The following is a 26,386-nucleotide window of genomic DNA, read 5'->3' on the forward strand; positions in this document are numbered from 1 at the left end:
CGGCCCGCGCATCGTGACCCGATCCCCGGCGTGTCACGGCGAACTCCGTTCGTGCTGTCCAGAATCAGAAGGCAACTCATGACCTCGCTCCAGCGCCCGATGATGATCTCCAAGATCCACCGGGCCACCGTGACCCAGGCGGACCTCCACTACGTGGGCTCCGTCACCATCGACGTCGACCTCATGGAGGCGGCGGACCTGCTGCCCGGCCAGCAGGTGGACATCGTCGACGTCACCAACGGCGCGCGGCTCACCACCTACGCGATCCCCGGAGAGCGGGGCTCGGGCGTGCTGTGCATCAACGGCGCGGCCGCGCACCTCATCACCGAGGGCGACCTGGTGATCATCATCGGCTACGGCATGCTCGCGGATGCCGAGGCGCGGACCTTCGAGCCGCACGTGGTCTTCGTCGACGCGGCCAACCGCGTCGTGCAGCTCTCCGACGAGCCCGGGCTCGTGCCGGACAACGCCGCCGGCCTCGAGCCCTCGGGCCTCCCGGTGCATGGGTTCCACACGCAGGGCTGGGACGCGTACCCCTCCTAGCCCGCGGCTCCGCCACACCAGATCGCGGCTCCGCCACACACCGCTCGGCGTGTCGTCGGTGTGTTGCGCGGGCCGATGACCGAAACACCCGTATCCGCCCGCGTTCGTGTGGCGGAGCCGCGTGTGGCGGGGTGCCGGGGTCCCGCATCGGCGCCGGTAACCTGACGTTCATGACCGCCTTCGTGCGCAGCCTCGCCGCGCCTCAGCCCGGCTGGACCATCGAGACCGACGTCATCGTGGTGGGGTCCGGCATCGCCGGGCTCACCACCGCGCTGGACCTGCGCGAGCGCGTGGACCGGGTGCTCGTGGTGACCAAGGGCCTCCTGTCGTCGGGCAGCACGGTGTGGGCGCAGGGCGGCATCGCGGCGGCGCTCGACCCGGAGGACACCCCCGAGGAGCATCTCGAGGACACGCTCGTCGCCGGGGTGGGGCTGTGCTCAGAGGAGGCCGTGCGGGTCCTCGTCACGGAGGGGCCGCACTCGATCCGCAAGCTGCTGCGCCGCGGCGCGCAGTTCGACACCGGGCCCAACGGCGACCTCACGCTCACGCGCGAGGGCGGCCACCACCGCGACCGCATCGTGCACGCGGGCGGCGACGCCACCGGTGCCGAGGTGTCCCGCGCCCTGGTCGAGCAGCTCGAGGCGATCCGCAACGACCCCGGCATCGAGGTGATCGAGCACGCGATGGTGGTCGACCTCCTCACGGGCGCTCCCGACGCCGACGGCCGCCCGGGCCCCGTGTGCGGCGCGACCATCCACGTGATCGGGGAGGGCTCGCGCGACGGCGTCGGTGCAGCGCTCGCGAAGGCCGTCGTGTTCGCGACCGGGGGCATCGGGCAGGTGTTCCGCTCGTCCACCAACCCCGCGTCCTCCACGGGCGACGGGCTCGCCACCGCCCTGCGGGCCGGCGCGGCGGTCGCGGACGTCGAGTTCGTCCAGTTCCACCCCACCGTGCTGTGGCAGGGCGCCAACGCGCGCGGCCAGCTGCCCCTCATCTCCGAGGCGGTCCGCGGCGAGGGCGCCTACCTCCTCAACGGCGCCGGCGAGCGCTTCATGGTGGGCCGCCACGAGCTCGCGGAGCTCGCGCCCCGCGACGTGGTGAGCCGCAACATCGTCGACGCGATGCGCGAGGAGGACGCGGACTCCGTCTTCCTCGACTGCCGCCACCTCGAGCGCGGCTTCCTCAAGCGTCGCTTCCCGTCCATCTGGGCCTCGCTCCAGGAGCACGGCCTCGACATGGCGAACGACCTGATCCCGGTCGCGCCCGCGCAGCACTTCCACTCCGGCGGCATCCTCACCGACCTTCACGGGCGCTCCACGCAGAAGGGCCTCTACGCGATCGGCGAGGCGGCCTGCACGGGGGTCCACGGCGCCAACCGACTCGCGTCGAACTCGCTGCTCGAGGGGCTCGTGTTCGCGCGACGGGCGGCGCGGGATGCCGCCGCGATGGTCGCGGACGGCGTGCTCCCGCAGCTCGAGCCCGTCGAGCGGGTGGGCGAGTCCGCGCTGGTCCCGGCGACGATGCGCCCGCGCGTCCAGGCCATCGCGCACGAGGGCGCGGGTCCGGTCCGCGACGGCGACGGGTTGGACGATGCGGTCGCGCGGCTGGACCGCATCCGGGCGCGGTTCCACACCGAGCCGGTCGCCACGGTGGTGCCGCAGGTGGCCGAGTGGGAGACCACCAACATCGTCGCGGCGGCATCGGTGCTGTGCGAGGCGGCGCTCCTGCGCGAGGAGTCCCGCGGCGGGCATCAGCGCGCCGACTTCCCTGCGACCGACGACGCCTGGTCCGTGCGGCTCGCGGCACGGCTGGACCCCGACGGCACGCTGGTGTTCGCGAAGGCGCCGCTCGAGCTGGGCGAGTAGCGGCGCGGTCGCCCGCTCCGCCCCGACAGCCGCAACGGAGCTGGTCCCGACACGCCGACGCCGCACCGCCCCCAGGGGGGACGATGCGGCGTGTCGGCTCGAGATCCGTTGCCGCTGTCGGGCCGTCGCGGAGGGTCAGGCGTTCGCCGGCTGGAACGCCCCCGTCGCGAGCTCGAGGCCGGGCACCGCCTCGACGAGCGTGAACATGCCGCCGTCGAGCGTCGCGGAGTCGAGGCCGTGCTGCGCCAGCACGCGGTGCGCGTAGTAGGAGCGCACGCCCGACGCGCACAGGACGCGCACCGGACGGCCGGCGGCCATCTGCTTGACGCCCTCGATGTACTCGCGGATGTGCGTGTGCGGGAGGTTGAGCGCCTCGGGCAGGTGGCCCATGGCGTACTCGCGCTCCGAGCGGACGTCGATGAGCAGCGCGTTCTCGCGGGCCCAGTCGAGGTCCTGGAAGCGCCACGTCTTGGTGGTGCCGTTGACGACGTTCTGGGCCAGGAAGCCGAGCATGTTGACCGGGTCCTTCGCGGAGCCGAACGGCGGCGCGTACGCGAGCTCGAGCTCCGCGATGTCGTCGACGTCCATGCCCGCACGCAGGGCGGTCGCGAGCACGTCGATGCGCTTGTCGGCGCCGTCGGGGCCCACGGCCTGCGCGCCGAGCAGCTTGCCGTCGGGCGAGAAGACGCCCATGAGGTGGAGGATCTGCGAGCCGGGGTAGTAGCCGGCGTGGTTGCCCGGGTGGGTGTGGACCACGAAGTACTCGATGCCCGCCTGGTCGAGCATGCGCGGCGACGCGCCCGTCATCGCGGCGGTGAGGCCGAAGGCGCGGACGATGGCGGTGCCCAGCACGGGCTGCGCCTGGTCGACGCGGCCCATGATCGAGTCGGCGGCGCGGCGGCCCTGGCGGTTCGCGGGTCCCGCGAGCGGCACCGGGCCCACCTGGCCGGTGACGCCGTGGCGCACGGCGATCGCGTCGCCGGCGGCCCAGATGTGCGGGTCGGAGGTCTGCTGCTGCGCGTCCACGAGGATCGCGCCGCGCTCGGTGAGCTCGAGGCCGGCCTCGGCGGCGAGCGCCGTATTGGGCTTCACGCCCACCGACATCACGACGATGTCGGCCGGCACCTCGGTGCCGTCGCCGAGCGTCACGGTGACCGCCGCATCGTCCCCGCCCGCGCGGATGCCCGTCGCGGCGACGCCGGTGCGGACGTCGACGCCGTGCGACGCGAGCTCCTTCTCGACGAGCGCGCTCATCTCGGGCGCGAGCGGCGGGAGCACCTGCGGGGCGAGCTCGACGAGCGTGACCTCGAGGCCGCGGTGGCGGAAGGCCTCGGCCGTCTCGAGGCCGATGAAGCCGGCGCCCATGACGACGGCGCGCTTCGCGGTCGCGGTGCGGGCAGCGAGCTCGCGCGCCTCGTCGACGGTGCGGAGGTGGGTGACCTCGGGGAGGTCGACGCCGGGGATGGGCGGGACGATGGCGTCCGCGCCGGGCGACAGCACCAGCGCGTCGTACTCGAAGGTCTCGGTGCCGGCGGGCGTCGCGACCAGGACGGTCTGCGCCTCGCGGTCGATGCTGATGACCTCGTGCTCGATGCGCACGTCGAGGTCGAGCTCGGCCTTGAGGGACGCGGGGGAGTGGAGCAGCAGGTACGAGTCCTGCTCGATCTCGCCGCCCACGTGGTACGGGAGCCCGCAGTTCGCGAAGGAGACGTACCTGCCCTTCTCGAACACGATGATCTCGGCCTGCTCGTTGAGCCGGCGTGCCCGGGCCGCGGCGCTCATGCCGCCCGCCACTCCACCGATCACCAGGATGCGCATGCGATGTCCTTCCGTCGAAAGTTCGTGAACCAGGCTAACAGATACCCCCGGGGGTATATTCCGACCTTGGTCCCGAGGCTTCTCTCACGGGGACGATGCGGCGCGCCGCGTACCTTCATGCTACGGCGACGCCCCGCGCAGCGCCGGCCTTGCCTCACGCGGTCGGCTCGGGCTCCGGCTCCGCATCTGGCGCTTGCCTGGCGGCGTGCCGCTCGGCGAGCGCGCGGCCGGTGCGGTGCGCCAGCCGGACCGAGGGGCGCTCGACCGCAAGGTAGAAGGCGACGGTCGCGGCAGCTGTCCCGCACGCGTACAGCACGAGGTCGGTCAGGCCGCCGGTGAGCGTCGAGACGCCGACTGTCGTGAGGACGAGCGAGTGGACCAGGTACAGGGAGTAGCTCGCCGCGCCGGCTCGATCGAGGGCGGTGAGGGTGCGGGAGTGCGTGGTTGCAGCCGAGTGGTAGACCGCCTCGAGCCCGATCCATGCGGCGAGCGGGATCGAGTACAACGTGAGCAGGAAGAGGTTGCTCGCCAGCGGTCCGACGAACTGGCCGCCATGGAACTTCACCATCAGCAGGATCACGCTCGAGACGACGACCGCGGCGCGCACCCCTCGCAGGGCGCGGGTGCTCAGCACCGGCAGGTCCGTGTAGTGCTCCGCGAGCACCGCGCCGAGCAGCCAGATCGGCAGGCCCACCACCGGCGTCCACCAGCCGAAGACGAAGTACTCGAGGTCGCCGTCCACGATCGCGTGGTAGCCGACGACCGTGACGAGCGCCGCGATGACGAGCGAACCCACGGCGATCCAGTGCATGCGGATCCGCGTGCGGACGAGCAGCGGGTATACCGCGTAGAACCCGAGCTCGCAGATGACGCTCCAGAGGATCGTGCGCATCCAGTCGAAGTGGGGCGGCACGGTGCCGAGGAGGGCGGAGAGGAGCATGAACGCCAGGATCGGCGGCACGATGCGCAGGCCCCGGCGCGCGGCGAACTGCGCCACATCGAGCTTGCGGCCCCGCGCCTGGGGAAGGTGGATGACGAACCCGCTCAGCACGAAGAAGACGGCCACCGCGGCGGGCCCGTTGAAGGAGTTCGCCAGCACGGTGTCGAGGCCTTCGCCCAAGGTCGACCCGATGAGCGGCGAGAGCGACGCGCCGACCGCATAGTGGAAATGGAACAGCGCCACCACGAGCGCGCAGATGAACCTGATCGCATCCAGCCCGACCACACGTTGCATGGCACCCCCCGAGCCCCTCGCGTGCGTGCACGACGATCACGGCATCATGCCGCGTATTCGGGAGAATAGTGGGACAAACGGGACGCGTGTCAAGGTTAGGGGCGCTACAGAGACGGCCCAGCGCCCGCAGGCCGGGCGGTGTTGGGCTCAGGCGAGCGACATGAACATCTTCTGGAGGCGCTCCTTGGCCTCCGCGGTGTCCTCGTCGGAGCGCACGCACTGCTCGAGGCCGGTCGCGATCATGGTGAAGCCGGCGCGGTCGATCGCCTTGGAGACTGCTGCGAGCTGCGTCACGACGTCGGCGCACTCGCGGCCGTCCTCGATCATCTTCAGCACGCCGGCCAGCTGGCCGTGCGCGCGGCGCAGACGCTTGACCACGGGGTCCATGTCCTCGGGGCTCAGGTGGATCTCGGCCATGGCAGTCCTCCCAGGTGCTCTCGGCGTCCCCTCAGCATACCCCTCGGGGGTATATGCCCACGAGGCCCAGAGTCCCGCGCATGCCACGATGGGCGCATGACCCGCACCCCGCATCCCGAGGAGGTCGCGCTCGCGGCGGCCGCACCGGCGCCGCTCGACCGCGAGGCGCTCGCGCGCATCGTGCGCCTCTCCCTCGACGAGGACCTGGGCGGATATCCCGGCCGCGACGTCACCACGCAGTCGACGATCCCGTCCGACACGCGCGTCGCCGGCGTGGTCGCCGCGCGCGAGGCCTGCGTGCTCGCGGGGGTCGACGCGATCGAGGAGACGATGCGCCAGGTCGCCGCGCGTCACGACCTCCCCGTGCCCGGCATCGTGCTCGAGGCCGCGGACGGCGACCGGCTCGCGCCGGGCGCGGTGATCGCGAGGCTCGAGGGTCCGGGGCACGTGGTCCTCATCGCCGAGCGCACGCTGCTCAACCTCATGTCCCGAGCCTCGGGCGTCGCGACCCACACCCGCCGCTGGGTCGATGCTCTCGAGGGCACGGGCGCCCACGTGCTCGACACGCGCAAGACCACCCCGGGCCTGCGAGAGATCGAGAAGTACGCGGTCCGTGTGGGCGGCGGCGTGAACAAGCGCATGGGCCTGTTCGACTGCGCGATGGTCAAGGACAACCACATCGTCGCGGCGGGCTCGGTCGCGGCGGCGATCGCGCGCATCGGCGACGCCTACCCCGATGTCCCGGTGCAGGTCGAGGTCGAGGACGCGGTCCAGGCGCGCGAGGCGGTCGCCGCCGGCGCGCGGTTCCTCATGCTCGACAACATGCCCCCGGAGACGATGCGCGCGCTGGTCGCGGACGTCCGCGCGGGCGAGGCGGGCACCGGGAAGGTCTGGCTCGAGGCCACGGGCGGCCTCACGCTCGCGAACGTGCGTGACGTGGCCGCGACCGGGGTGGACTTCATGTCGGTCGGCGCGCTCACGCACTCGAGCCCCATCGTGGACCTGGGCCTGGACCTCGCCTCGCCCCCGACCCCCTGACAATCCCAACGGAGTCGGTCCCGGTTCCGCGGCGTGTCGGGCCCGTTGGGCCCCGAATCCCCGGTGCGTCGTCGCGAACTCCGTCCTGACTGTCAGGGGGAGAGGCGGCACGTAGAATTGCCCGCGTGACTGAGCAGACCGCGCCCGCCCCCGAGACCATCGACGACATCCCCGAGCAGATGCGCGTGCGTCGCGAGAAGCGCGACCGCCTCATCGCGAACGGCGGCGAGGCGTACCCGGTCACCGTGGACCGCACGCACGAGATCGCCGAGGTCAAGGCCGCGTACGCGGGGCTCGAGGACGGCGAGGAGACGCAGGACGTGGTCGGCGTCGCCGGCCGCGTGGTCTTCATCCGCAACACCGGCAAGCTGTGCTTCGCCTCGATCCAGGACGGCGAGGGCGAGCGTCTCCAGATCATGCTGTCCCTCGCGGAGGTCGGCGACGAGTCCCTCGCCGCCTTCAAGAGCACGGTCGACCTGGGCGACCACCTGTTCGCCAAGGGCCGTGCCATCAAGTCGCGCCGCGGCGAGGTCTCCGTGTTCGCGTCCGAGTGGGCCATCGCGGCCAAGTCGCTGCGCCCCCTGCCCACGCTCCACAAGGAGCTCGCGGAGGACACCCGCGTGCGTCAGCGCTACGTCGACCTCATCGCGCGCCCCACCGCGCGCGACACCGTCCGCAACCGCGCGAAGCTCAACCGCAGCCTCCGCGAGAGCCTGCACGGCCGCGGCTTCATCGAGGTCGAGACCCCGATGCTCCAGACGCAGCCGGGCGGCGCCGCCGCGCGTCCGTTCGTCACGCACATGAACGCGTACGACATCGACCTCTACATGCGCATCGCGCCCGAGCTCTTCCTCAAGCGCGCGGCCGTGGGCGGCATCGAGAAGGTCTTCGAGATCAACCGCAACTTCCGCAACGAGGGCGCGGACAGCTCGCACAGCCCCGAGTTCTCGATGCTCGAGGCCTACGAGGCCTACGGCAGCTACGACACCATGGCCGAGCTCACGCAGAGCCTGGTGCAGGGCGCCGCGGACGACATCTTCGGGACGCAGGTGGTCACGCTCGCGGACGGCTCGGAGTACGACCTCTCGGGCCAGTGGCGCACCATCTCGATGTACGACTCGCTGTCCGAGGCGATCGGCGAGGAGATCACGCCGGACACGTCCGTCGCCGCGCTGCAGGCGCTGTGCGACCGCTTCGAGGTCTCCGTGGACCCCAAGCGCGTCAACCACGGCAAGCTGGTCGAGGAGCTGTGGGAGCACCACCTGGGCGACACGCTGCACGAGCCCACGTTCGTGCGCGACTTCCCGGTCGAGACCTCGCCCCTCACGCGCGACCACCGCACCAAGCACGGGGTGGTCGAGAAGTGGGACCTCTACGTCCGCGGCTTCGAGCTCGCGACGGCGTACTCGGAGCTGGTCGACCCCGTGATCCAGCGCGAGCGCTTCGAGCAGCAGGCGCGCATGGCCGCGCAGGGCGACGACGAGGCGATGACGCTCGACGAGGACTTCCTCACCGCGATGGAGTACGCGATGCCCCCGAGCGGCGGCATGGGCATGGGCATCGACCGCCTGCTGATGGCGCTCACGGGCCTGGGCATCCGCGAGACCATCCTGTTCCCGCTCGTGAAGCCCACGGAGGACTGACATGCCGATCTGGCAGCAGGTGCTGGTCGGCGTCATCCCGTCGATCGGCGTCGGCGCGCTGTTCTGGTACGTCATGCGCGCCGTGATCCGCGCGGACCGCAACGAGCGCGCGGCGCTCGCGGCCGCCGAGGCGGGCGACGATGCGACCGAGGCCGCGGAGCCGACCGAGGCGGGGAGCTCCGCTCAGGCGTGAGGCGCGCGTCGCGCGTCAGCGCGACGAGTGCCGCGGTGCCTGGTTCTCGACGGCGTAGGCGAGCGCTCCCGCGCCGGCCAGGCACGCGAAGGACAGCAGCCACAGCGCCGCCGCGACGCCTTCGAGGGCAGGGATCTGCGAGAAGGCGACGGCGATCGCCGCGATAAGGCTCAGGGCGCTCGCGGCGCGCAGCTCCGTCAGCATTCATCCTCCGTCAGATGCGTGGCCACCGATGGCCCGGCTCCGCACGTTACCGGTGCGACGGCGGCAAGGCAACGACCTGGCCGGATGCCGGTGTCGCGCGCGTTCGCGTGGCGGGGGAGCGTGATTATCGGCGCCTGTCGGCCCATTTTTGGAAAAGGTGGCCGATTCATCTCCGAAACCCGATTCGATAATCGGCGGGAACGCAATTGACGCGCACGTGTCGGGAATGCGAATATCGGGGTCACATGCTGAGGAAGGGAACTGCTGTGGCGCAGAAGGTTCAGGTGGTCCTGGTCGACGACATCGACGGCACCGCCGCGTCCGAGACCGTGTCGTTCTCCCTCGATGGGTCGTCCTACGAGATCGACCTCACCGAGGGCAACGCCCAGAAGCTCCGTGACGCGCTGGCGCCGTGGATCGCTGCCGGCCGTCGCACCGCGACGCGCAAGGCCCCGACCCGCGCACGCAAGTCCGCGTCCGGGCCCGCGCCCGCCGCGATCCGTGCATGGGCGAAGGAGAACGGCGTCGACGTCCCTGAGCGCGGGCGCATCCCGTCGAAGGTCCGCGAGGCCTACGACGCCGCGCAGTGACGCTCCTCTGGGGCACCTATCCGGTCGCGGGGCTCGGCACCCCGGCCGGGCTCGGGGAGGGCATCTGGCGTTCCGCCACCCCTGAGTCGGTCGCCTCGGAGCAGGTGCTCGAGCTGTCCGCGCCCTCGTTCCTCGTCGCGCACCCGACGCTGCCGCTGGTCTACGCGGCGTGCGAGCTGCCTGCGAGCGAGGTCGCCGTGCTCGACGTGAGCCGCCCGGCCGCCCCGCGCATCGTCGCGCGGCTGGTGACGGGCGGTGCCGATGCGTGCCACCTGCTGCTCGCGGGCGACGCGCGGACGCTCTATGTGAGCCACTACTCGAGCGGGGACCTCGCCGTGGTCCCGCTCGGCGAGGACGGGCTGCCGTCGGACGATGCGCCCGCCCAGCTGTGGGGCCACGCCGGCTCGGGCCCGAACGTGGACAGGCAGGAGGCGCCGCACGCGCACTCGGCGACGCTCGCGCCGGGCGGACGGCACGTGCTCGTGGCTGACCTCGGCACCGACCAGCTGCGTCGGTACAGGATCCTCGACGGCGGGCTGCTCGAGCCCGACGGCATCGCCGCGGTGCTGCCCCCGGGCGCCGGCCCGCGTCACATCGTGGTGCGCGGGAACCTGCTCTACGCGACGTGCGAGCTCGACCACCAGGTCCGGACGCTCCGCTGGGACGCCGCATCGTCCACCGCCGAGGTGATCGCCGAGCGGCCGTCCACCATGGCCCCGCCCCGCACCGCCGAGCTGCAGGACGCGCACCTTGCGCTCGTGCCGGGGCATACGGGCGACGTGCTGCTGGTCTCGGTGCGAGGCGCGGACGTGATCTCGGTCTTCGACGTCGCGCCCGAGGGTGAGCTCGCGTACCGCGGAGCCTTCGATGCCGGGCACTGGCCGCGGTACTTCGCGGCCTTCGACGACAGGCTCGTGGTGGGGGAGGAGCGCGGCCACCGCGTGCGCTCATACGCGCTCGCCGACGTGATCGGGATGCCGCCCGAGCTGGGGGTGGGCGAGGTGGTCGAGCTGCCGCATGAGGTCGGCGAGGTCCCGAGCCCCGCCTGCGTGATCGAGGTCTGACCGCGCCCCGATCGCGCGGGATCAGGCGAGCGGCGCGAGCAGCTCCTTGACGGCCGAGGCGGTGGGCACGCGGCCGGACATGAGCAGCTTCTCGTCGACCACCAGGCCCGGCGTGCGCATGACGCCGTAGCCGGCGATGGCGCCGTAGTCGGTGACCTTCTCGAAGGTGGCGTCGAGGCCCAGCTCCGCCGCGGCCTCGCGGGTGACGCGCTCGAGGTTCGCGCAGTTGGTGCAGCCGGGGCCGAGGATCTTGATGATCATGAGGGGTTCCTTTCGGGTGGGTTCACGCGGGGAGGACGGCGTTGAAGAGGTAGCCGACGGCGACGATGCCGGCGGTCACCACGGCGATGAACAGCCCGATGAGCTGCGGCTTGAGCAAGCGGCGCAGCAGGATCATCTCGGGCAGGCTGAGCGCGACCGTGGCCATCATGAAGGCGAGCAGCGTGCCCATCGGGAGGCCCTTGTCGAACAGGGCCTCGACCATGGGGAGCACTCCGGCGGCGTTCGAGTACAGGGGTACGCCGAGCAGGACGGCGAGCGGGACGGCGAGCAGGTTCTCGGGGCCGGCGTGGTCGGCGAACCACTGCTCGGGCGCCCAGCCGTGGATCGCGGCGCCGATGCCAATGCCGACGATCAGGTACGGCCAGATCTTCTTGAGGATGTCCCGGACCTCCTCGAGGCCCATCTGGATGCGGTCGTTCCACGTGAGCGAGTAGCCGGGGTCGACGGCCTGGCCTCCCAGCGTGGTCTCGAAGACGAACGGCTCGATCCAGCGCTCGGGTCGCATGCGGCCGAGGATGAAGCCGGCGACGATGGCGATGGTGAGACCCGCGCCCACGTAGAGAAGCGTGGGTCCCCAGCCGAACAGCCCGAGCAGGAGCGCGATGGCGACCTCGTTCACCAGCGGGCTCGCGATGAGGAAGCTCAGGGTGACACCCACGGGGACGCCGGCCGCGACGAAGCCGATGAAGGCCGGCACGGCCGAGCACGAGCAGAACGGGGTGACCACGCCGAGCGCCGCGGCGGCCACGTTGCCCACGCCCTCGCGCTTGCCACCCAGGATCGCGCGCGTGCGCTCGACGGACATGAAGGACCGCAGCACCGTGACGAGGAAGATGATCCCGGCCAGCAGCAGCAGGATCTTGACGGTGTCGTAAAGGAAGAAGTGGATGCCGGAGCCCAGGCGCGTCTCCAGGTCGAGGCCGACGGCATCGCCGAGCAGCCAGTCCCAGAAGGGCAGGTTGACGGAGTACAGCGCCCACCAGGCGAGCGCGGCGGCGCCCAGCCCGACCCAGCGCTGACGCGGGTTCGCGCGGTGCACGCGTTCCATCACCGTCATCACGCACCTCCGAGGTCGCGGGCGGGCGCGGGAAGCGCTCCGGCCAGGCGGGACGATGCGTCGGCCGCCAGGGCGTAGTCGATCCAGCGGCCGCGGCGGGTCGCGGTGACCAGCTCCGCGTCGCGCAGGATCCGAAGGTGGTAGCTCAGCAGCGTGCTCGACACGTCGACGTGCTCCTGGAGGTCGCACACGCAGCGGGGCCCATCGGCCAGGCGCTCCAGCACCGTCCACCGGACCGGATCCGCGGCCGCCTGGAGGAGCGCCACAGCCGTCGCGGGGTCGGTCGGGGGCGCCTGCCGGAGCAGGACCGGGGCCGCCGACGATTGAGCCACAATTGAAGTGTGTACCCGTGGGGGTATCGCGTTCCGGGACCGTGGTCCCGTTGCCCTCCCCGCACAATTGACAGTCCCAACGGACCTGGTCCCGGTTGCGCGGCGTGTCGGGCCCGGAACCGGGCGACACGCCGCATCGTCCCGGCGAACTCCGTTGCGACTGTCAGGAGGGGCGGGCGCTGGGACCTCAGTCCAGCGCGGGCCCCGGAGACCGCACTAGGCTGACCGCATGACCTACACATTGATCCTGCTCCGCCATGGCGAGAGCGAGTGGAACGAGAAGAACCTGTTCACGGGCTGGGTCGACGTCCCGCTGAACGACAAGGGCTGGGGCGAGGCCGTCCGCGGCGGCGAGCTCCTCAAGGAGGAGGGCATCCTCCCCGACGTGGTGCACACCTCGTTGCTGCGTCGCGCGATCATGACGGCGAACCTCGCGCTCGACTCGGCGGACCGCCACTGGATCCCCGTGAAGCGCCACTGGCGCCTCAACGAGCGTCACTACGGCGACCTCCAGGGCAAGAACAAGGCCGAGACCCTCGAGCAGTTCGGCGAGGAGAAGTTCATGATCTGGCGCCGCAGCTACGACGTGCCGCCGCCGGAGATCTCCGCCGAGAACACGTTCACGCAGGAGGGCGACCCGCGCTACGCCGGCGAGGCCATCCCGAAGACCGAGTGCCTCAAGGACGTCCTCGAGCGCGCGCTTCCCTACTGGGAGGAGCAGGTGGTCCCGGACCTCAAGGCCGGCAAGACCACGCTGGTCGCGGCGCACGGCAACTCGCTGCGCGCGATCGTCAAGCACCTCGACGACATCGCGGACGACGCGATCGTGGGCGTCAACATCCCCACGGGCATCCCGCTGGTCTACCACCTCGACGAGGAGACCCTGAAGCCCACCAACCCGGGCGGCACGTACCTCGACCCCGAGGCCGCCGCGGCCGCCATCCAGGCCGTCGCCAACCAGGGCAAGAAGAAGTAACGCACCCGCGTCGCCGGAGGCCCCCGACCACCAGGTCGGGGGCCTCCGTGCTTTCCGGGGACGATGTGCGGCGCTCGCTCCGAGGACCAGTAGCCTTCGCACGTGCAGCGGGACGGGACGGCAGGGCGGGATGGGCGCCGCCGCATCCACGCGGCTTGGAGCGTCATCGCCATGGTGCTCGCCGCGGCGGCTGCCGCGTTCACCGGCACCCTCATCGATTTCGACCTCCACCTGGGTGACGATGCCCCGACGGCGTCAGCCACGATCCTGGAGACCGGGACGCTGCTAGGCGCGAGCTGGGCGACGATCGAGTTCACCACGCAGGACGGCCGGGCCGTGACCACGTCCTCGATCGATGTTGCCGGCAGGCCGGAGGCGGGCTCCACCGTGCTCGTCCGCTACTCGTCCGAGGACCCCGCCTACTACGTCCGCGGCGACGCACTCGGCACCGTGGGGAGCGACACCATCGCCTTCGCTGCGATCGCGGTCGCCCTCTTCGCGCTCGGCCTCGTGCTCCGGCGTCGCCGTCGTCGCGGGAAGCCGCGACGCGGATTCCGCGCCTGGTGGACGTCGCAGCAGGGGGCGGCGACCTGTGGGCTCGTCGTCGCCTTGCTCTGCGGCACCATCGCGACCGCCGGCATCGACTCCATGGCTCACCTGGACGCCGACGATCCCTTGGCCGAGGCCACGGTGACCGATCGCTGGTGGGCGGGACGAGGCGGCGATCACATCGAGTTCGTGTTCGAGACCGAGTCCGGTCAGGTGGTGATCGGACAGTCGTCCGCCGGAGGCCGCGAGATCGGCGACACCTTCGCCGTGCGCTACGACCCCGACGACCCCGCGTACTACTACGGGCCCGCCGACGGTGACGGCGCCGATGCCGTGCTCGTGTGGGGCATGGGCATCGTCGCCGTGCTCGCCCTCGTCTACGCCGCGCTCGGCCTGGCCGGTCGACTGCCTGGGTGGGCGCTCAACCGCTGGACCCTCGACGCCTGAGTCGCCTCCGCATCGTCCCGCGGGGAAGCAGAAGGCCCCCGCCTGAGCGGGGGCCTTCGTCGCGTGAGGTGCGCGTCAGATCTTGGCGTCGGTGTCCGACAGATCGCCCGTGACCAGGTAGACGATGCGGCGGGAGACGCCCACGGCGTGGTCGCCGAAGCGCTCGAAGTAGCGGGCCAGCAGCGCGAGGTCGAGCGTCTCGCGCGGGGTGCCCTGGTACTCGCCGTCGACGATCGCCTTGTAGGCGCGCGCGTGGAGCTGGTCCAGGTTGTCGTCGTCGGACACGATCGCCGCGGCGACGTTGAGGTCGCGGGTCTCGAGCAGGCGGACGGTCTCGGCGGCAGCCTCCTTGGCCGCCTCCGCCATGCCGGTGACGATCTCGCGGTGCGAGTCGGGGATCGCCGACTCGGGGTAGGCGCGGCGCGCGGCCTCGGCGATGTGCTGGGCGAGGTCGCCCATGCGCTCGAGCGAGGCCGAGATCCGCAGCGACGAGATGATCGTGCGCAGGTCGAGGCCCACCGGCTGCTGCTGCGCGATGAGCAGCACGCAGCGCTCGTCGACCAGGGACTCGAGCTCGTCGAGCTTCGCGTCCTTCGCGATCACGCTCTGCGCGAGCTCCACGTCGCTGGACAGGATGGCGGTCGAGGCGTCGGTGATGGCGCCCTCGACGTGACGCGCCATCGCGATCAGGTCGTCCGCGAGCTCCGACATCTCGGCATTGAACAGGGTCCGCATGGCTCTCCTTCTTGCTGTGCCCCCCTAGTCTGGCATCACTGCCAGGCACCTTGGGCGAACGGCCTGATGACCTCGGTGAACAATCGGTGCCATCCGTGAACATTGGGTGAACGTGGGGGCGCATGGATACTGTGTCGCCATGAGTCCGGAGGTGTGGATCGCCGCGATCGTCGGCGCCGCCGTCGGCGCCCTCGTCGTGTCCGTCACGTTGCTGCTGCGCCGTCGCAACGAGGCCATCTCGGCGACCCTGGTGCCGCATCGCACCAGGCAGCTCATGAGCGCCCTTCAGTCGGGCACCGTCGTGATCCGCCGCGACCGCCGGAGCGCCTACAGCAACAGCGCGGCGGCGGCGCTCGGCGTCGCACGCCCGGACGGCGCCCTCAACTCCGACCTCGCGGATCTCGCGGAGGAGGCGTGGCGCCGCCAGATGCCGCTCGAGGACGAGGTCGCGGTCCACCGCGGCGTGCTCACCAACCCGCGCTTCGTCCACGTCCGCGTGACGCCGCTGGACGACGAGCTGTGCCTCGCGGTGGTCAACGACAACACCGAGTCGCGCGCCGCCGAGCAGTCCCGTCGCGAGTTCGCGGTCAACGTGTCGCACGAGCTCAAGACCCCGGTCGGTGCGCTGAGCCTGCTCGCGGAGACCATCGAGGAGGGCGCCGACGACCCTGACCTGGTGCGCAAGTTCGCCAAGAAGATGCGCAAGGAGTCGCGCCGCCTCACCAAGCTCATCCAGGAGATCATCGAGATCTCGCGCCTTCAAGGCGGCGGCTCCGTGGTGGAGCACGAGGAGCTCCATCTCGAGGGCGTGGTGCACGAGGCGATCGAGGGCGCGCGCCTGGGTGCCGAGGCGAAGGACATGCGGCTCGTCATGGACGTGCGGGAGCGCTCCACGGTCCTGGGCGACCGCGACCTCCTGGTGATGGCGCTGCGCAACCTCATCGACAACGCGGTCGCGTACTCGGACGAGGGCACCGAGGTGGTCGTCTCCGTGGCGGCGCGCGACGGCGTCGCCTCCGTCGCGGTGATCGACAAGGGCATCGGCATCGATGCGGGCGATCAGGAACGCATCTTCGAGCGCTTCTACCGCGCCGACCCGGCCCGCTCGCGCGAGACCGGCGGCACGGGCCTGGGCCTCAGCATCGTCAAGCACATCGCACTTCAGCACTCCGGCTCGGTGGCCCTGTGGTCCGAGCCTGGGGTGGGCTCCACCTTCACCCTCAAGCTCGCAGTACACCGGGAGGCATGATGACCGAGGCGCGGATCCTCGTGGTCGAGGACGAGGAGTCGTACCGCGACTCTCTCCAGTTCCTGCTCGAGCGCGAGGGGTTCTCCGTCGCGCTCGCGGCGACGGGGACGGCCGGCCTCGACGCGTTCATCCGTGACGGCGCCGACCTCATCCTGCTCGACCTCATGCTCCCGGGCATGTCGGGGCCGGAGGTCTTCAAGGCGGTGCGCGAGCGGTCCGACGTGCCCGTGATCATGGTGACGGCCAAGGACGACCAGGTGGACCGCATCATCGGCCTCGAGCTGGGCGCCGACGACTACGTGACCAAGCCGTACTCGGGCCGCGAGCTGGTCGCGCGCATCCGCGCGGTGCTGCGCCGCTACGCCGCGGGCGCCGGGGACATCGCCGACGAGCCCGAGCGCCTCACCATCGCGGGGATCACCCTCGATCCCGAGCGCCTCCAGCTCACGCGCGACGGCCAGACCCAGTCGCTGCCGCCCAAGGAGTTCGCGCTCCTGCACCTGCTGGCGCAGAACGCGGGTCGCGTGCTCCCGCGCCAGGTCATCATCGACCGCGTCTGGGGCTCCGACTACTTCGGCGACACCAAGACGCTCGACGTCCACATCAAGCGCATCCGCAGCCGCGTCGAGGCGGACCCGTCGGAGCCGACGCTCATCCAGACCGTGCGCGGGGTCGGGTACAGCTTCGAGGCGTGAGCCCGCAGCGTCCGCCGCGGTTGGACGATGCGGGCCGCCGACGCGGTCCTCGGCCGCGCATCATCGTCACGTTTCGATAACGGCGCGGGCGCGTTCACCTGATGTTCACCGTGAGTTCAGAATCCGCCCCGTGACCCGTTACCTCGCCTCCCTAACGTGAGGGTCATCCGGCATCGAGCCGGGGAACCATGAACGTGAGGAAACTCGAAGTGAAGCTTGTGATCCGTTCCGGTGCGGTGCTGACCGCGGCCGCCCTGTCGTTCACGCTCGCCGCGTGCTCGCCCACCAACGAGGCTCCCGCGGGCGGCTCGACCGACGAGTCCACCGCTGGCACGACCACCGAGTCGACCGACGGCGCGATGGAGATCTCCGGCAACCTCCAGGGTGCCGGCGCCTCCTCGCAGGAGTCCGCGATGGACGCCTGGCGCGCGAAGTTCCAGGAGGCCAACCCCGATGTGACCGTCGGCTACGACCCGGTCGGCTCGGGTGGCGGCATCGAGCAGTTCCTCGCCTCCGCGGTCCCGTTCGCGGGCTCGGACGGCCTGCTCGACTCGGAGGAGTACGCCGCGGCCGTCGAGCGCTGCGACGGCGACGGTGGCGCGTACCACCTGCCGATGTACATCTCGCCCGTCGCCGTGATCTTCAACCTCGACGGCATCACGTCGCTCAATATGGACGCCGCGACCATCGCGCAGATCTTCGACGGCAAGATCACCAAGTGGAACGACGAGGCGATCGCGTCGCAGAACGAGGGCGTCGAGCTCCCCGACACGACCATCACCGTCGCGCACCGCTCGGACTCGTCCGGCACCTCGGACAACTTCACCGACTACCTCGAGCAGGCGTCGGATGGCGCGTGGCCGTACGAGGCGACCAAGGAGTTCGACTCCGCCGCCTCGCAGAAGGTCGGCTACGACGGCACCTCGGCCCTCGTCGAGGGCGTCACCTCGACGCCGGGCGCGATCGGCTACGCCGACGCCTCGCGCGCGGGCTCGCTCGGCACCGTCGCCCTCAAGGTCGGCGACGCGTACGTGCCCTACTCGGCCGAGGCCGCCGCGAACATCATCGCCGCGTCGCCCCTGTCGGACGAGGCCAACGGTGAGAACGACCTCGCGTACGCGATCGACCGCACCACGACCGACTCCTCGGCCTACCCGCTGACGCTCGTGAGCTACCACATCGTCTGCTCGCAGTACGACGACGAGACCGAGCGCGCGCTGGTCACGGCCTTCGAGAAGTACGTCGCCTCCGAGGAGGGCCAGGCGGTCGCCGCCGAGGCCGCCGGCTCCGCGCCGCTCCCCGCCGACCTCTCCGCTCACGTCGAGTCGATCCTCGACGAGATCGCGGCCGGCTGAGACCGACGCCTGACCTGACGGTGGTGGGCCTGCCCGTGAGGGGCGGGCCCACCACCTCGCCCATTACGATGGGCGCAGATCCGAGGGAGAACCGCGCGTGACCACCACCGAGACGCAGCCTGAGGCTGCTCCGCCGAGCGACTACGGGACCCATCCCGGCGCCTTCGCCAACAGCTTCTTCAAGAGGCTGTCGACGGCAGCCGGCTCGCTCATCCTCATCACTCTCGCGGCGGTCGCCACCTTCCTCCTGGTGGAGGCCTGGCCCGCGATGACGATGGGCGCGGAGGAGCTCGGCAAGGTCGTCTCCTTCATCAAGCCCGACCAGGGCCAGAGCCTCATCGAGATCGTCGGCTACCTGGTCTACGGCACGCTGCTGATCTCGCTGATCGCGCTGCTGCTCGCGACGCCCGTCTCGATCGGCATCGCGCTCTTCATCTCGCACTTCGCCCCGCGCAGGCTCGCGCAGGGGCTCGGGTACCTCATCGACCTGCTCGCGGCCGTGCCCTCGGTGGTCTACGGCCTGTGGGGCGTCGCGGTGCTCGTGCCGTTCCTCCAGCCCTTCTACCAGTTCCTCGCGGACTACTTCGGCTGGATCCCCCTCTTCGCGCCGCCGGAGTCCGGCGAGATCTTCACGGGCCGCGTGGCGATGTCCGCGGGCATCGTGCTCGCGATCATGATCATCCCGATCATCTCCGCGGTCTCCCGCGAGGTCTTCCTCCAGACGCCCAAGCTCCACGAGGAGGCGGCGCTCGCGATGGGCGCGACGCGCTGGGAGATGATCCGCATGGCGGTCTTCCCGTTCGGCCGCTCGGGCATGGTCGGCGCCACGATGCTCGGCCTGGGCCGCGCGCTCGGCGAGACGATGGCGGTGCTCATGATCATCGGCCCCGGCCTCACCTACTCGCTGCTGGTGCTCCAGCCCAACCAGCACAACACCATCGCCGCGTACATCGCGCTGCAGTTCCCCGAGGCCAACGCCACGGGTGTGAGCTCGCTGATCGCGATGGGTCTCGCGCTGTTCCTCATCACCCTGCTCGTCAACATGCTCGCGCGCTGGATCGTGTCGCGCCGCAGCGAATTCTCGGGAGCCAACTGATGGCGACGTCGACCATGCCCCTGGGCGCGCTGTCGCGCTCGCGCCGGATGAAGAACGCCATGATGACCGTGGTCATCTACGCGGCCTTCGCCGTCGCGGTGATCCCGCTCATCTGGCTCGCGGTGACCGTGGTGGTCAACGGCCTCGACCGCTTCATGATCTCGGACGCGAACGGCCTCGACTCGGGCTTCAACCTCGAGTTCCTCAACCAGACGATGCGCGGCATCTACGGCGCCGAGGCCCCGTACGGCGGCATCATGCACGCCGTGGTCGGCACGGTCATGATGACGCTCGCCGCCACCGTGATCTCCGTGCCGGTGGGCCTGCTCACCGCGATCTACCTCGTCGAGTACGGCTCGGGGTGGCTCAAGCGCTCGATCACCTTCTTCGTCGACGTCATGACGGGCATCCCGTCCATCGTCGCCGGCCTCTTCGCCTACTCGCTCTTCGCGATCATCATGGGGCCCGGCACCAAGCTGGGCATCGTCGGCGCGGTCGCGTTGTCCGTGCTCATGATCCCGGTGGTCGTGCGCTCCTCGGAGGAGATGCTGCGCCTGGTCCCCAACGAGCTGCGCGAGGCGTCCTACGCCCTGGGCGTGCCCAAGTGGCTCACGGTGATGAAGGTGGTGGTGCGCACCGCGATCGCGGGCATCACCACCGGAGTGACCCTCGCGATCGCGCGCGTCATCGGTGAGACCGCCCCGCTGCTCGTCGCGGTGGGCGTCGCGGACTCCCTCAACTGGAACCTCTTCGACGGCCGCATGATGTCGCTGCCGGTGTACATCATCTCGGAGTACGAGAAGGGTGTGCTGCCGTGCGCCACCGACACCTGCATCGGTGAGATCACGCAGTACCGGGCCTGGGGCGCGGCCCTGGTGCTCATCCTCATCGTGATGGCGCTGAACCTCATCGCGCGACTCATCGCCCGCTACTTCTCCCCCAAGACCGGCCGCTGAGCCAGAACCGGAGCATCCGTGTCCAAGCGCATCGACGTCAACAACCTGAACGTCTACTACTCGAGCTTCCTGGCCGTCGAGGACGTGTCCCTCGCCATCGAGCCGAAGTCCGTGACGGCGTTCATCGGCCCCTCGGGCTGCGGGAAGTCGACGTTCCTCCGCACCCTCAACCGCATGCACGAGGTCATCCCCGGCGCCCGCGTCGAGGGCGAGGTGCTCATCGACGGCGTGAACCTCTACGGCGACAACGTGGACCCCGTGACGGTCCGCCGCCACGTCGGCATGGTGTTCCAGCGCCCCAACCCGTTCCCCACCATGTCGATCGCCGAGAACGTGCTCGCGGGCGTCAAGCTCAACAGCAAGCGCATCTCGCGTTCGGACGCCGACGACCTCGTGGAGTCGTCGCTGCGCGGCGCGAACCTCTGGGAGGAGGTCAAGGACCGCCTCGACAAGCCCGGCTCCTCGCTCTCCGGCGGCCAGCAGCAGCGTCTGTGCATCGCGCGTGCGATCGCGATCAAGCCCGACGTGCTGCTCATGGACGAGCCGTGCTCCGCGCTCGACCCGATCTCGACGCTCGCGATCGAGGACCTCATGCAGGAGCTCAAGGACGAGTACACGATCGTCATCGTCACGCACAACATGCAGCAGGCCGCGCGCGTCTCCGACCGCACCGCCTTCTTCAACATCGCGGGCACCGGCAAGCCGGGAAAGCTCATCGAGATGAACGACACCCCGACGATGTTCTCCACGCCGTCGGAGAAGGCCACCGAGGACTACATCTCGGGCCGCTTCGGCTGATCCGCCGGCGAGCCCCTGCGGCTCCGCCACACAAGAAGGGCCGATGCGTAGCGCATCGGCCCTTCTTGTTGTGCATCATTCCTGGTAGAGGACGATGCGGGGGTTCAGCTGTGTGGCGGAGCCGCCGATCGGTGTGGCGGAGCCGCGGGGTCAGAGGCTGTCGAGCTCGGGCGCGTACTCCGGGAGCGTGCCGTCGAGGACGGGGATGTCCTCGGAGATCTGGCCGGCCTCCTCGGTCTGGAACAGCACCTCCTGCAGGAGCCCGGGCGCCGCGGTGGACGTTCCGGTCACGTGCGTCTCGCCCTCGTCGCCGCCGAGGCGGACCGTGGCGCCCGCGGGGATCTCGATGCTGACGATGTTGCCGCCGTCGATGCTCGCGGCGACGGTCGCGTCCTCGTCGCCCGCGTTCTTGAACGATCCGGTGAGCACCGCCGCGGAGCCCTCGGCCTCGGTGATGACGAGCAGGTTCAGCGCCGTGACGTCGCCGAGCTCGACGCTCACGCCGTCCGACGCGTCGTACGCCATCTGGGTGGTGATGGGGTTGACGGTGCTGCAGCCGGCTGCGACGAGCGCGAGCGCGGCGAGCGGGAGGGCGCGTGCGGGGATCTTCACGGCGGGGAACCTTTCCGGGGTGATGTCACTGGAAGGATAGTGGCTCCGCGTGCCGCGCGGCCACCGTGCCCGGGGTGGGGCGGAGCGTAGCGGGGCGCGATTTCCGGCCGACAGGGACCAAGTGCCCATTGCCAGGCATGATGCGCCTGTTATTGCGGTTTTGCGAACTGGTAGAATGGAGTTCCGTCGAGAAGGGGATTACTCCACCATGAACTTCGTCGTTGGCGAGACCGTCGTCTACCCCCACCATGGGGCGGCCCAGATCCAGGACATCAAGAAGCGCATCATCCGCGGCGAGGAGAAGACCTACCTCAAGCTGAAGGTGGCGCAGGGTGACCTGACCATCGAGGTGCCGGCCGAGAACGTCGACCTGGTGGGTGTCCGCGACGTCGTCGACCAGGCGGGTCTCGAGAAGGTGTTCGGCGTCCTGCGCGAGCCCTACATCGAGGAGCCCACCAACTGGTCGCGCCGCTACAAGGCCAACGTCGAGAAGCTCGCCTCCGGCGACGTCATCCGCGTGGCCGAGGTCGTGCGCGACCTGTCCCGCCGCGACACCGACAAGGGCCTGTCCGCGGGCGAGAAGCGCATGCTCCACAAGGCTCGCCAGATCCTGGTGAGCGAGCTCGCGCTCGCCGAGAAGTGCGACGAGGGCGCCGCCGAGGCGCGACTCGACGAGGTCCTCGCCTCGTGACCGTCGCGGCCGTCGTCACGGCCGCCGGCTACGGGACCCGGCTGGGTTCCGACCTCCCCAAGGCGCTCGTCGTCGTGGCGGGCGAGCCGCTCGTCACGCATGCCGTGCGCCGCATCGCGCGCGTCGCCACCCGAGTGGTGGTGACCGCGCCTCCCACCCACCTCGACGACTTCGCGCGCGCTCTCGACGGGCTCGACGTGCGCATCGTCCCCGGCGCGGGCACGCGCCAGGAGTCCGTCAACCTGGGCCTCGCCGCGCTCGGCCTCGCGTCGCATGACATCGTCCTGGTGCACGACGCCGCGCGCGCCTTCCAGACCACCGAGGCCATGAGCGCCGTCATCGACGCGATCGAGTCGGGCGCGGATGGCGCGATCCCCGTGGTGCCCGTGGTCGACACGCTCGTGACGGCGCCCGGCGCCGACGGCGCTCTCGGCGAGCCGGTCGACAGGGACGGCTTCCGCATCGTCCAGACCCCGCAGGGGTTCCGGGCGTCCGTGCTGCTCGACGCCCATGCGCGCGGGGGCGACGGCGCCACCGACGACGCGACGCTCGCACGCGCGCTCGGCTACCGGGTGGTCGCGACCGCGGGCCACGAGTGGGGCGTCAAGGTGACGCACGCGGGCGACCTTGCGCTCGCCGAGCACATCGCGGCGCTGTCCGCGGATGAGGAGAAGGTGTGACCACGCTGCCCCGCACCGGCATCGGCGTCGACGTGCACGCGTTCGGCGGCGACCGCCCGCTCATGGTCGCCGGCCTCGAGTGGCCCGGCGAGCCCGGGCTCGAGGGGCACTCGGACGCGGACGTCGCCGCGCACGCGGCGTGCGACGCGCTGCTGTCCGCCGCCGGGCTGGGAGACCTGGGCGCGAACTTCGGCACCTCGCGCCCCGAGTGGGCCGGCGCCGCGGGCACCGCGCTGCTCGCGGAGTCCGCGCGGCTGGTGCGCGAGGCCGGCTTCGAGATAGGCAACGTCGCGGTCCAGGTAATCGGCAACCGGCCCAAGCTCGCACCGCGGCGGGCCGAGGCGGAGGCCGCGCTGAGCGCCGCCGTCGGGGCGCCGGTCACCGTCGCCGGCACCACGACGGACGGGCTGGGGCTCACGGGGCGCGGCGAGGGCATCGCGGCGATCGCGACCGCGCTCATCGTCCAGTCCTGAGCGCCGTCCTCCTCGGCCCGGGACACTCAGCACTCCTGGATCCTTGGGAACCCCTCGTCGCGGGACACGCACCTCCGGGCGATGAACGCCGCCGGAGCCTGATGTCCCGCGAGAGGCGCGGGTAGAGATCCGGGAGTGCTGAGCGTCCCGACTCGGCGGGGTCGCGGCGCGCGGTGAGGCGCGGACCCCCGCATCGTCCCGACGCGCGCGCTCCCGGTAGCCTGGGCGCGTGACCCTCCGCCTGTACGACACCGCCACCCGCGACGAGCGCGACTTCGCGCCCCTCACCCCGGGCAGGGTCGGCATCTACCTGTGCGGTCCCACGGTGCAGGGCTCGCCGCACGTGGGTCACCTGCGCGCGGCCGTCGCCTTCGACGTCCTGCAGCGCTGGCTCGAGCGGTCCGGCTACCAGGTGACGCTGGTCCGCAACGTCACCGACATCGACGACAAGACCCTGGTGAAGGCCGCCGAGGCGGGCGACGACTGGTGGGCGTGGGCGCTGCGCCACGAGCGCGAGTTCCAGGCGGCCTACGCCGCGGTCGGCGTGAAGCCGCCCGCCGCGGAGCCGCGCGCCACGGGGCACATCCCCGAGATCGTCGCGCTCATCGCGAGGCTCGTGGAGAACGGCCACGCGTACGAGCAGGACGGCTCCGTGTACTTCGACGTCCGCTCGTTCGCCGAGTACGGCGCGCTCACGCGTCAGGCCCTCGACGCCCTCAGCCCCGCGACGGACTCGCCGTCCGAGGTCAAGCGTGACCCCCACGACTTCGCGCTGTGGAAGGCACGCAAGGACGAGGAGCCTGCGACGGCCTCGTGGGACTCGCCGTGGGGACCGGGGCGCCCGGGCTGGCACATCGAGTGCTCCGCCATGTCGCAGCGCTACCTGGGCGACGAGTTCGACATCCACGGCGGCGGGCTCGACCTGCGCTTCCCGCACCACGAGAACGAGCAGGCCCAGTCCCGCGCCGCGGGCTACGGCTTCGCGCGCCTGTGGATGCACTCCGCGTGGGTGACGCAGTCCGGCGCCAAGATGTCGAAGTCGCTGGGCAACGGGCTGCTGGTCTCCGAGGTCCTCGCGGCCCACGAGCCGGCCGCGCTGCGCCTCGCGCTCGCCGCGGTGCACTACCGCTCGATGCTCGAGTACACGCCGTCGACCCTCGACGAGGCGTCCGCCCAGTGGGCCCGCTTCCAGGGCTTCGTCGCGCGTGCCTCCGAGAAGGTGGGCGCTCCGTCGCTCGAGGACGTCGCTTCCGCGCCGCTTCCGGAGGCGTTCGTCGAGGCCATGGACGACGACCTCGCGGTGTCCCGTGCGCTCGCGGTGATCCACGAGACGGTCCGTGCCGGCAACGCGGCGCTCACGGCGGGGGACGATGCGGCGGTGGCCGCCGCGCTCATGTCGGCCCGCGCGATGCTCGGGGTCCTCGGCCTCGACCCGGCCGCCCCCGAGTGGGCCGCCGAGAAGGCCGGAGCCTCGGACGCCGCGATGAGCGCGCTCGACTTCCTGGTCCAGGCGGACATCGCGGCACGTGCCGCCGCGCGCGCGGCGAAGGACTGGGGCACCGCCGACGCGATCCGTGACCGTCTGGCCGGCGCGGGCATCGTCATCGCGGACGCGGCGGACGGCGCGCGCTGGTCCCTCGCTTCCGAGGGCTGAACCCCCGCCACCGGGACACTCCCAACGGAGCTGGTCCCGGTCTGTCGGCGTGTCGCGCCGGCCTGTCGCCTCGGCGGCGGCGTGTCGCCTCGAGATCCGTCGGCAGTGTCAGGCGAGGGGAGGGGCGCCCGCGCGCACCTTCCGCGATTACCCTTGTAGCCATGGCTGGTAACTCGAAGCGCCGCGGCGCGACCCGAAACGCAGGATCCAAGAAGGGCGCGCAGGTCGGCACCGGCGGCCACGGTCGCAAGGCGCTCGAGGGCAAGGGCCCCACGCCGAGGGCCGAGGAACGCCCGAACCACAAGGCATACAAGGCGAAGCAGCGCGCCGAGAAGGAGGCCGCCAAGCGGCCTCAGAAGGCCGTGAAGGCGACGCCGCGCGACCGCACGTCCGGCTCGCTCGAGCTGGTGGTCGGCCGCAACAGCGTGCTCGAGGCGCTGCGCGAGGGCATGACCGCGCACATGCTGAGCATCTTCAACCGCATCGACGCCGACGACCGCGTCACCGAGATCGTGTCGCTCGCCGTCGAGCAGGGCGTCACCGTCCGCGAGGTCACCAAGGCCACGCTCGACACCCTCGCGGGCGGCTCGCCCCACCAGGGCGTCGCGCTCGAGGTCCCGCCGTACCAGTACGCGGAGCCCCAGGACCTGCTCGAGGCTCCCGCGCCCGTGCGCATCATCGCGCTCGACGGCATCCAGGACCCGCGCAACCTTGGCGCGATCGTCCGCTCGGCGGCCGCGTTCGGCGCGACCGGCGCGCTCATCCCCGAGCGCCGCGCGGCCGGCATGACGGTCGCCGCGTGGAAGGTCTCGGCCGGAGCGGCGTCGCGCCTTCCCGTCGCGCGCGCGGTCAACATGGTCCGCGCGATCGAGGAGTACAAGAAGGCCGGCCTGTTCGTGCTCGGCCTCGCGGGCGACGGCGACGTGGAGCTGCACGAGTCGAACCTGCTCGACGGCCCGCTCGTCATCGTGGTGGGCGCCGAGGGCGAGGGCCTGTCCCGCCTGGTGCGCGAGGCCTGCGACCAGGTGGCGTCCATCCCGATCGCGGCGAGCACGGAGAGCCTCAACGCCTCGGTGGCCGCGTCGATCGCGCTGTACGAGGCGTCCAAGGCGGCTGCCCGCGCCTGACGCCCGGGGACGA

29 protein-coding genes are annotated in these 26,386 nt (G+C 71.2%); 20 read left to right on the forward strand and 9 right to left on the reverse strand.

The window, feature by feature from the left end:
- The first annotated feature begins 78 nt into the window (after positions 1-78).
- Positions 79-543, forward strand: coding sequence for an aspartate 1-decarboxylase (panD, locus tag AOM06_RS08430; protein ID WP_062304605.1), 465 nt, complete (start codon positions 79-81; stop codon positions 541-543).
- 170 nt (positions 544-713) lie between these two features.
- Positions 714-2,408: an L-aspartate oxidase gene (locus AOM06_RS08435; protein WP_062304713.1), complete on the forward strand. Its 1,695-nt coding sequence runs from the start codon at positions 714-716 to the stop codon at positions 2,406-2,408.
- A 135-nt stretch (positions 2,409-2,543) separates the two neighbouring features.
- Here AOM06_RS08435 and AOM06_RS08440 read toward each other — a convergent pair whose 3' ends face one another.
- The 3 genes from AOM06_RS08440 to AOM06_RS08450 form a co-directional block, all read right to left on the reverse strand.
- Positions 2,544-4,226 carry an FAD-dependent oxidoreductase gene (locus AOM06_RS08440; RefSeq protein WP_062304608.1) on the reverse strand — a complete coding sequence of 561 codons (1,683 nt, stop codon included), beginning with the start codon at positions 4,224-4,226 and terminating at the stop codon, positions 2,544-2,546.
- Between the two features lie 154 nt (positions 4,227-4,380).
- Positions 4,381-5,460, reverse strand: a complete 1,080-nt coding sequence (locus tag AOM06_RS08445; RefSeq protein ID WP_082105431.1) for an acyltransferase family protein — start codon at positions 5,458-5,460, stop codon at positions 4,381-4,383.
- 147 nt (positions 5,461-5,607) lie between these two features.
- Complete coding sequence (locus tag AOM06_RS08450; protein WP_062304715.1) at positions 5,608-5,868, reverse strand: metal-sensitive transcriptional regulator; 261 nt, start codon at positions 5,866-5,868, stop codon at positions 5,608-5,610.
- A 105-nt stretch (positions 5,869-5,973) separates the two neighbouring features.
- Here AOM06_RS08450 and nadC point away from each other — a divergent pair, with 105 nt between their 5' ends.
- The 3 genes from nadC to AOM06_RS08465 all read left to right on the forward strand — a co-directional run bounded on the left by nadC (position 5,974) and on the right by AOM06_RS08465 (position 8,751).
- Positions 5,974-6,915, forward strand: coding sequence for a carboxylating nicotinate-nucleotide diphosphorylase (gene nadC, locus AOM06_RS08455; protein ID WP_062304614.1), 942 nt, complete (start codon positions 5,974-5,976; stop codon positions 6,913-6,915).
- Between the two features lie 179 nt (positions 6,916-7,094).
- Positions 7,095-8,558 (forward strand): lysine--tRNA ligase, encoded by a 1,464-nt coding sequence (gene lysS / locus AOM06_RS08460; RefSeq protein WP_082105436.1) that lies wholly within the window; start codon positions 7,095-7,097, stop codon positions 8,556-8,558.
- Position 8,559: 1 nt separating this feature from the next.
- Positions 8,560-8,751 carry a hypothetical protein gene (locus AOM06_RS08465; RefSeq protein WP_062304617.1) on the forward strand — a complete coding sequence of 64 codons (192 nt, stop codon included), beginning with the start codon at positions 8,560-8,562 and terminating at the stop codon, positions 8,749-8,751.
- Between the two features lie 15 nt (positions 8,752-8,766).
- On the opposite strand, the gene AOM06_RS08470 is transcribed toward AOM06_RS08465, so the two are convergent.
- Positions 8,767-8,955: a hypothetical protein gene (locus tag AOM06_RS08470; protein ID WP_062304619.1), complete on the reverse strand. Its 189-nt coding sequence runs from the start codon at positions 8,953-8,955 to the stop codon at positions 8,767-8,769.
- A 266-nt stretch (positions 8,956-9,221) separates the two neighbouring features.
- Here AOM06_RS08470 and AOM06_RS08475 point away from each other — a divergent pair, with 266 nt between their 5' ends.
- Both AOM06_RS08475 and AOM06_RS08480 read left to right on the forward strand, forming a co-directional pair.
- Positions 9,222-9,545, forward strand: a complete 324-nt coding sequence (locus AOM06_RS08475) for a histone-like nucleoid-structuring protein Lsr2 (RefSeq protein WP_062304621.1) — start codon at positions 9,222-9,224, stop codon at positions 9,543-9,545.
- Positions 9,542-10,609: a lactonase family protein gene (locus AOM06_RS08480; RefSeq protein ID WP_062304624.1), complete on the forward strand. Its 1,068-nt coding sequence runs from the start codon at positions 9,542-9,544 to the stop codon at positions 10,607-10,609. The genes AOM06_RS08475 and AOM06_RS08480 overlap by 4 nt, the downstream gene beginning before the upstream one ends.
- A 21-nt stretch (positions 10,610-10,630) precedes the next feature.
- Here AOM06_RS08480 and AOM06_RS08485 read toward each other — a convergent pair whose 3' ends face one another.
- The 3 genes from AOM06_RS08485 to AOM06_RS08495 are packed head-to-tail and all read right to left on the reverse strand — an operon-like array spanning position 10,631 to position 12,280.
- Complete coding sequence (locus AOM06_RS08485) at positions 10,631-10,870, reverse strand: thioredoxin family protein (RefSeq protein ID WP_062304626.1); 240 nt, start codon at positions 10,868-10,870, stop codon at positions 10,631-10,633.
- Between the two features lie 22 nt (positions 10,871-10,892).
- On the reverse strand, positions 10,893-11,948 hold the full coding sequence (locus AOM06_RS08490) for a permease (protein ID WP_062304629.1): 1,056 nt from the start codon (positions 11,946-11,948) through the stop codon (positions 10,893-10,895).
- Positions 11,948-12,280, reverse strand: coding sequence for an ArsR/SmtB family transcription factor (locus AOM06_RS08495; RefSeq protein WP_228372899.1), 333 nt, complete (start codon positions 12,278-12,280; stop codon positions 11,948-11,950). Before AOM06_RS08495 ends, AOM06_RS08490 begins: the two co-directional genes overlap by 1 nt.
- Before the next feature lie 229 nt (positions 12,281-12,509).
- Here AOM06_RS08495 and AOM06_RS08500 point away from each other — a divergent pair, with 229 nt between their 5' ends.
- Both AOM06_RS08500 and AOM06_RS08505 read left to right on the forward strand, forming a co-directional pair.
- Complete coding sequence (locus AOM06_RS08500) at positions 12,510-13,256, forward strand: phosphoglyceromutase (protein WP_062304631.1); 747 nt, start codon at positions 12,510-12,512, stop codon at positions 13,254-13,256.
- A 171-nt stretch (positions 13,257-13,427) separates the two neighbouring features.
- Positions 13,428-14,252 (forward strand): hypothetical protein, encoded by an 825-nt coding sequence (locus tag AOM06_RS08505; protein ID WP_062304633.1) that lies wholly within the window; start codon positions 13,428-13,430, stop codon positions 14,250-14,252.
- A 75-nt stretch (positions 14,253-14,327) separates the two neighbouring features.
- Here AOM06_RS08505 and phoU read toward each other — a convergent pair whose 3' ends face one another.
- Positions 14,328-14,987 carry a phosphate signaling complex protein PhoU gene (phoU, locus tag AOM06_RS08510; protein WP_062304635.1) on the reverse strand — a complete coding sequence of 220 codons (660 nt, stop codon included), beginning with the start codon at positions 14,985-14,987 and terminating at the stop codon, positions 14,328-14,330.
- A 139-nt stretch (positions 14,988-15,126) separates the two neighbouring features.
- Here phoU and AOM06_RS08515 point away from each other — a divergent pair, with 139 nt between their 5' ends.
- The 6 genes from AOM06_RS08515 to pstB all read left to right on the forward strand — a co-directional run bounded on the left by AOM06_RS08515 (position 15,127) and on the right by pstB (position 21,136).
- On the forward strand, positions 15,127-16,236 hold the full coding sequence (locus AOM06_RS08515; protein ID WP_062304637.1) for a sensor histidine kinase: 1,110 nt from the start codon (positions 15,127-15,129) through the stop codon (positions 16,234-16,236).
- Complete coding sequence (locus AOM06_RS08520; RefSeq protein WP_304512038.1) at positions 16,233-16,931, forward strand: response regulator transcription factor; 699 nt, start codon at positions 16,233-16,235, stop codon at positions 16,929-16,931. Before AOM06_RS08515 ends, AOM06_RS08520 begins: the two co-directional genes overlap by 4 nt.
- Positions 16,932-17,140: 209 nt before the next feature.
- Complete coding sequence (pstS, locus tag AOM06_RS08525; RefSeq protein ID WP_228372900.1) at positions 17,141-18,286, forward strand: phosphate ABC transporter substrate-binding protein PstS; 1,146 nt, start codon at positions 17,141-17,143, stop codon at positions 18,284-18,286.
- Between the two features lie 97 nt (positions 18,287-18,383).
- Positions 18,384-19,382: a phosphate ABC transporter permease subunit PstC gene (gene pstC / locus AOM06_RS08530; protein WP_062304644.1), complete on the forward strand. Its 999-nt coding sequence runs from the start codon at positions 18,384-18,386 to the stop codon at positions 19,380-19,382.
- Entirely contained in the window at positions 19,382-20,338 is a 957-nt protein-coding gene (gene pstA / locus AOM06_RS08535) for a phosphate ABC transporter permease PstA (protein WP_062304647.1), read from the forward strand. The genes pstC and pstA overlap by 1 nt, the downstream gene beginning before the upstream one ends.
- A gap of 18 nt (positions 20,339-20,356) precedes the next feature.
- Entirely contained in the window at positions 20,357-21,136 is a 780-nt protein-coding gene (gene pstB, locus AOM06_RS08540) for a phosphate ABC transporter ATP-binding protein PstB (protein ID WP_062304650.1), read from the forward strand.
- A 150-nt stretch (positions 21,137-21,286) separates the two neighbouring features.
- On the opposite strand, the gene AOM06_RS08545 is transcribed toward pstB, so the two are convergent.
- Positions 21,287-21,748 carry a hypothetical protein gene (locus AOM06_RS08545; protein WP_062304652.1) on the reverse strand — a complete coding sequence of 154 codons (462 nt, stop codon included), beginning with the start codon at positions 21,746-21,748 and terminating at the stop codon, positions 21,287-21,289.
- 208 nt (positions 21,749-21,956) lie between these two features.
- Between AOM06_RS08545 and AOM06_RS08550 the strand changes: the two genes are divergently transcribed.
- The 5 genes from AOM06_RS08550 (at position 21,957) to rlmB (ending at position 26,373) form a co-directional block, all read left to right on the forward strand.
- Positions 21,957-22,439, forward strand: a complete 483-nt coding sequence (locus AOM06_RS08550; RefSeq protein ID WP_042213676.1) for a CarD family transcriptional regulator — start codon at positions 21,957-21,959, stop codon at positions 22,437-22,439.
- Complete coding sequence (ispD, locus tag AOM06_RS08555; protein WP_228372901.1) at positions 22,436-23,119, forward strand: 2-C-methyl-D-erythritol 4-phosphate cytidylyltransferase; 684 nt, start codon at positions 22,436-22,438, stop codon at positions 23,117-23,119. The genes AOM06_RS08550 and ispD overlap by 4 nt, the downstream gene beginning before the upstream one ends.
- Positions 23,116-23,592, forward strand: a complete 477-nt coding sequence (gene ispF, locus AOM06_RS08560; RefSeq protein WP_062304657.1) for a 2-C-methyl-D-erythritol 2,4-cyclodiphosphate synthase — start codon at positions 23,116-23,118, stop codon at positions 23,590-23,592. Before ispD ends, ispF begins: the two co-directional genes overlap by 4 nt.
- A gap of 229 nt (positions 23,593-23,821) precedes the next feature.
- Complete coding sequence (gene cysS, locus AOM06_RS08565; protein WP_062304659.1) at positions 23,822-25,246, forward strand: cysteine--tRNA ligase; 1,425 nt, start codon at positions 23,822-23,824, stop codon at positions 25,244-25,246.
- A 161-nt stretch (positions 25,247-25,407) separates the two neighbouring features.
- Entirely contained in the window at positions 25,408-26,373 is a 966-nt protein-coding gene (gene rlmB, locus AOM06_RS08570; protein WP_062304661.1) for a 23S rRNA (guanosine(2251)-2'-O)-methyltransferase RlmB, read from the forward strand.
- The last annotated feature ends 13 nt before the right edge of the window (positions 26,374-26,386 follow it).

It is taken from the genome of Demequina subtropica (genome assembly GCF_000971235.1).
GTDB classification, from domain to species: Bacteria; Actinomycetota; Actinomycetes; order Actinomycetales; family Demequinaceae; genus Demequina; species Demequina subtropica.

Bases quoted from the DNA above. Each gene is read 5' to 3' on its own strand.
- AOM06_RS08470 (WP_062304619.1), bottom strand. From the start codon at position 8,955: ATGCTGACGGAGCTGCGCGCCGCGAGCGCCCTGAGCCTTATCGCGGCG.
- lysS (WP_082105436.1), top strand. From the start codon at position 7,095: ATGCGCGTGCGTCGCGAGAAGCGCGACCGCCTCATCGCGAACGGCGGC.
- rlmB (WP_062304661.1), top strand. From the start codon at position 25,408: ATGGCTGGTAACTCGAAGCGCCGCGGCGCGACCCGAAACGCAGGATCC.
- AOM06_RS08445 (WP_082105431.1), bottom strand. From the start codon at position 5,460: ATGCAACGTGTGGTCGGGCTGGATGCGATCAGGTTCATCTGCGCGCTC.
- AOM06_RS08490 (WP_062304629.1), bottom strand. From the start codon at position 11,948: ATGACGGTGATGGAACGCGTGCACCGCGCGAACCCGCGTCAGCGCTGG.
- phoU (WP_062304635.1), bottom strand. From the start codon at position 14,987: ATGCGGACCCTGTTCAATGCCGAGATGTCGGAGCTCGCGGACGACCTG.
- AOM06_RS08550 (WP_042213676.1), top strand. From the start codon at position 21,957: ATGAACTTCGTCGTTGGCGAGACCGTCGTCTACCCCCACCATGGGGCG.
- AOM06_RS08515 (WP_062304637.1), top strand. From the start codon at position 15,127: ATGAGTCCGGAGGTGTGGATCGCCGCGATCGTCGGCGCCGCCGTCGGC.
- AOM06_RS08505 (WP_062304633.1), top strand. From the start codon at position 13,428: ATGGTGCTCGCCGCGGCGGCTGCCGCGTTCACCGGCACCCTCATCGAT.
- AOM06_RS08440 (WP_062304608.1), bottom strand. From the start codon at position 4,226: ATGCGCATCCTGGTGATCGGTGGAGTGGCGGGCGGCATGAGCGCCGCG.
- nadC (WP_062304614.1), top strand. From the start codon at position 5,974: ATGACCCGCACCCCGCATCCCGAGGAGGTCGCGCTCGCGGCGGCCGCA.
- AOM06_RS08520 (WP_304512038.1), top strand. From the start codon at position 16,233: ATGATGACCGAGGCGCGGATCCTCGTGGTCGAGGACGAGGAGTCGTAC.
- AOM06_RS08465 (WP_062304617.1), top strand. From the start codon at position 8,560: ATGCCGATCTGGCAGCAGGTGCTGGTCGGCGTCATCCCGTCGATCGGC.
- AOM06_RS08485 (WP_062304626.1), bottom strand. From the start codon at position 10,870: ATGATCATCAAGATCCTCGGCCCCGGCTGCACCAACTGCGCGAACCTC.
- AOM06_RS08435 (WP_062304713.1), top strand. From the start codon at position 714: ATGACCGCCTTCGTGCGCAGCCTCGCCGCGCCTCAGCCCGGCTGGACC.
- panD (WP_062304605.1), top strand. From the start codon at position 79: ATGACCTCGCTCCAGCGCCCGATGATGATCTCCAAGATCCACCGGGCC.
- AOM06_RS08500 (WP_062304631.1), top strand. From the start codon at position 12,510: ATGACCTACACATTGATCCTGCTCCGCCATGGCGAGAGCGAGTGGAAC.
- pstA (WP_062304647.1), top strand. From the start codon at position 19,382: ATGGCGACGTCGACCATGCCCCTGGGCGCGCTGTCGCGCTCGCGCCGG.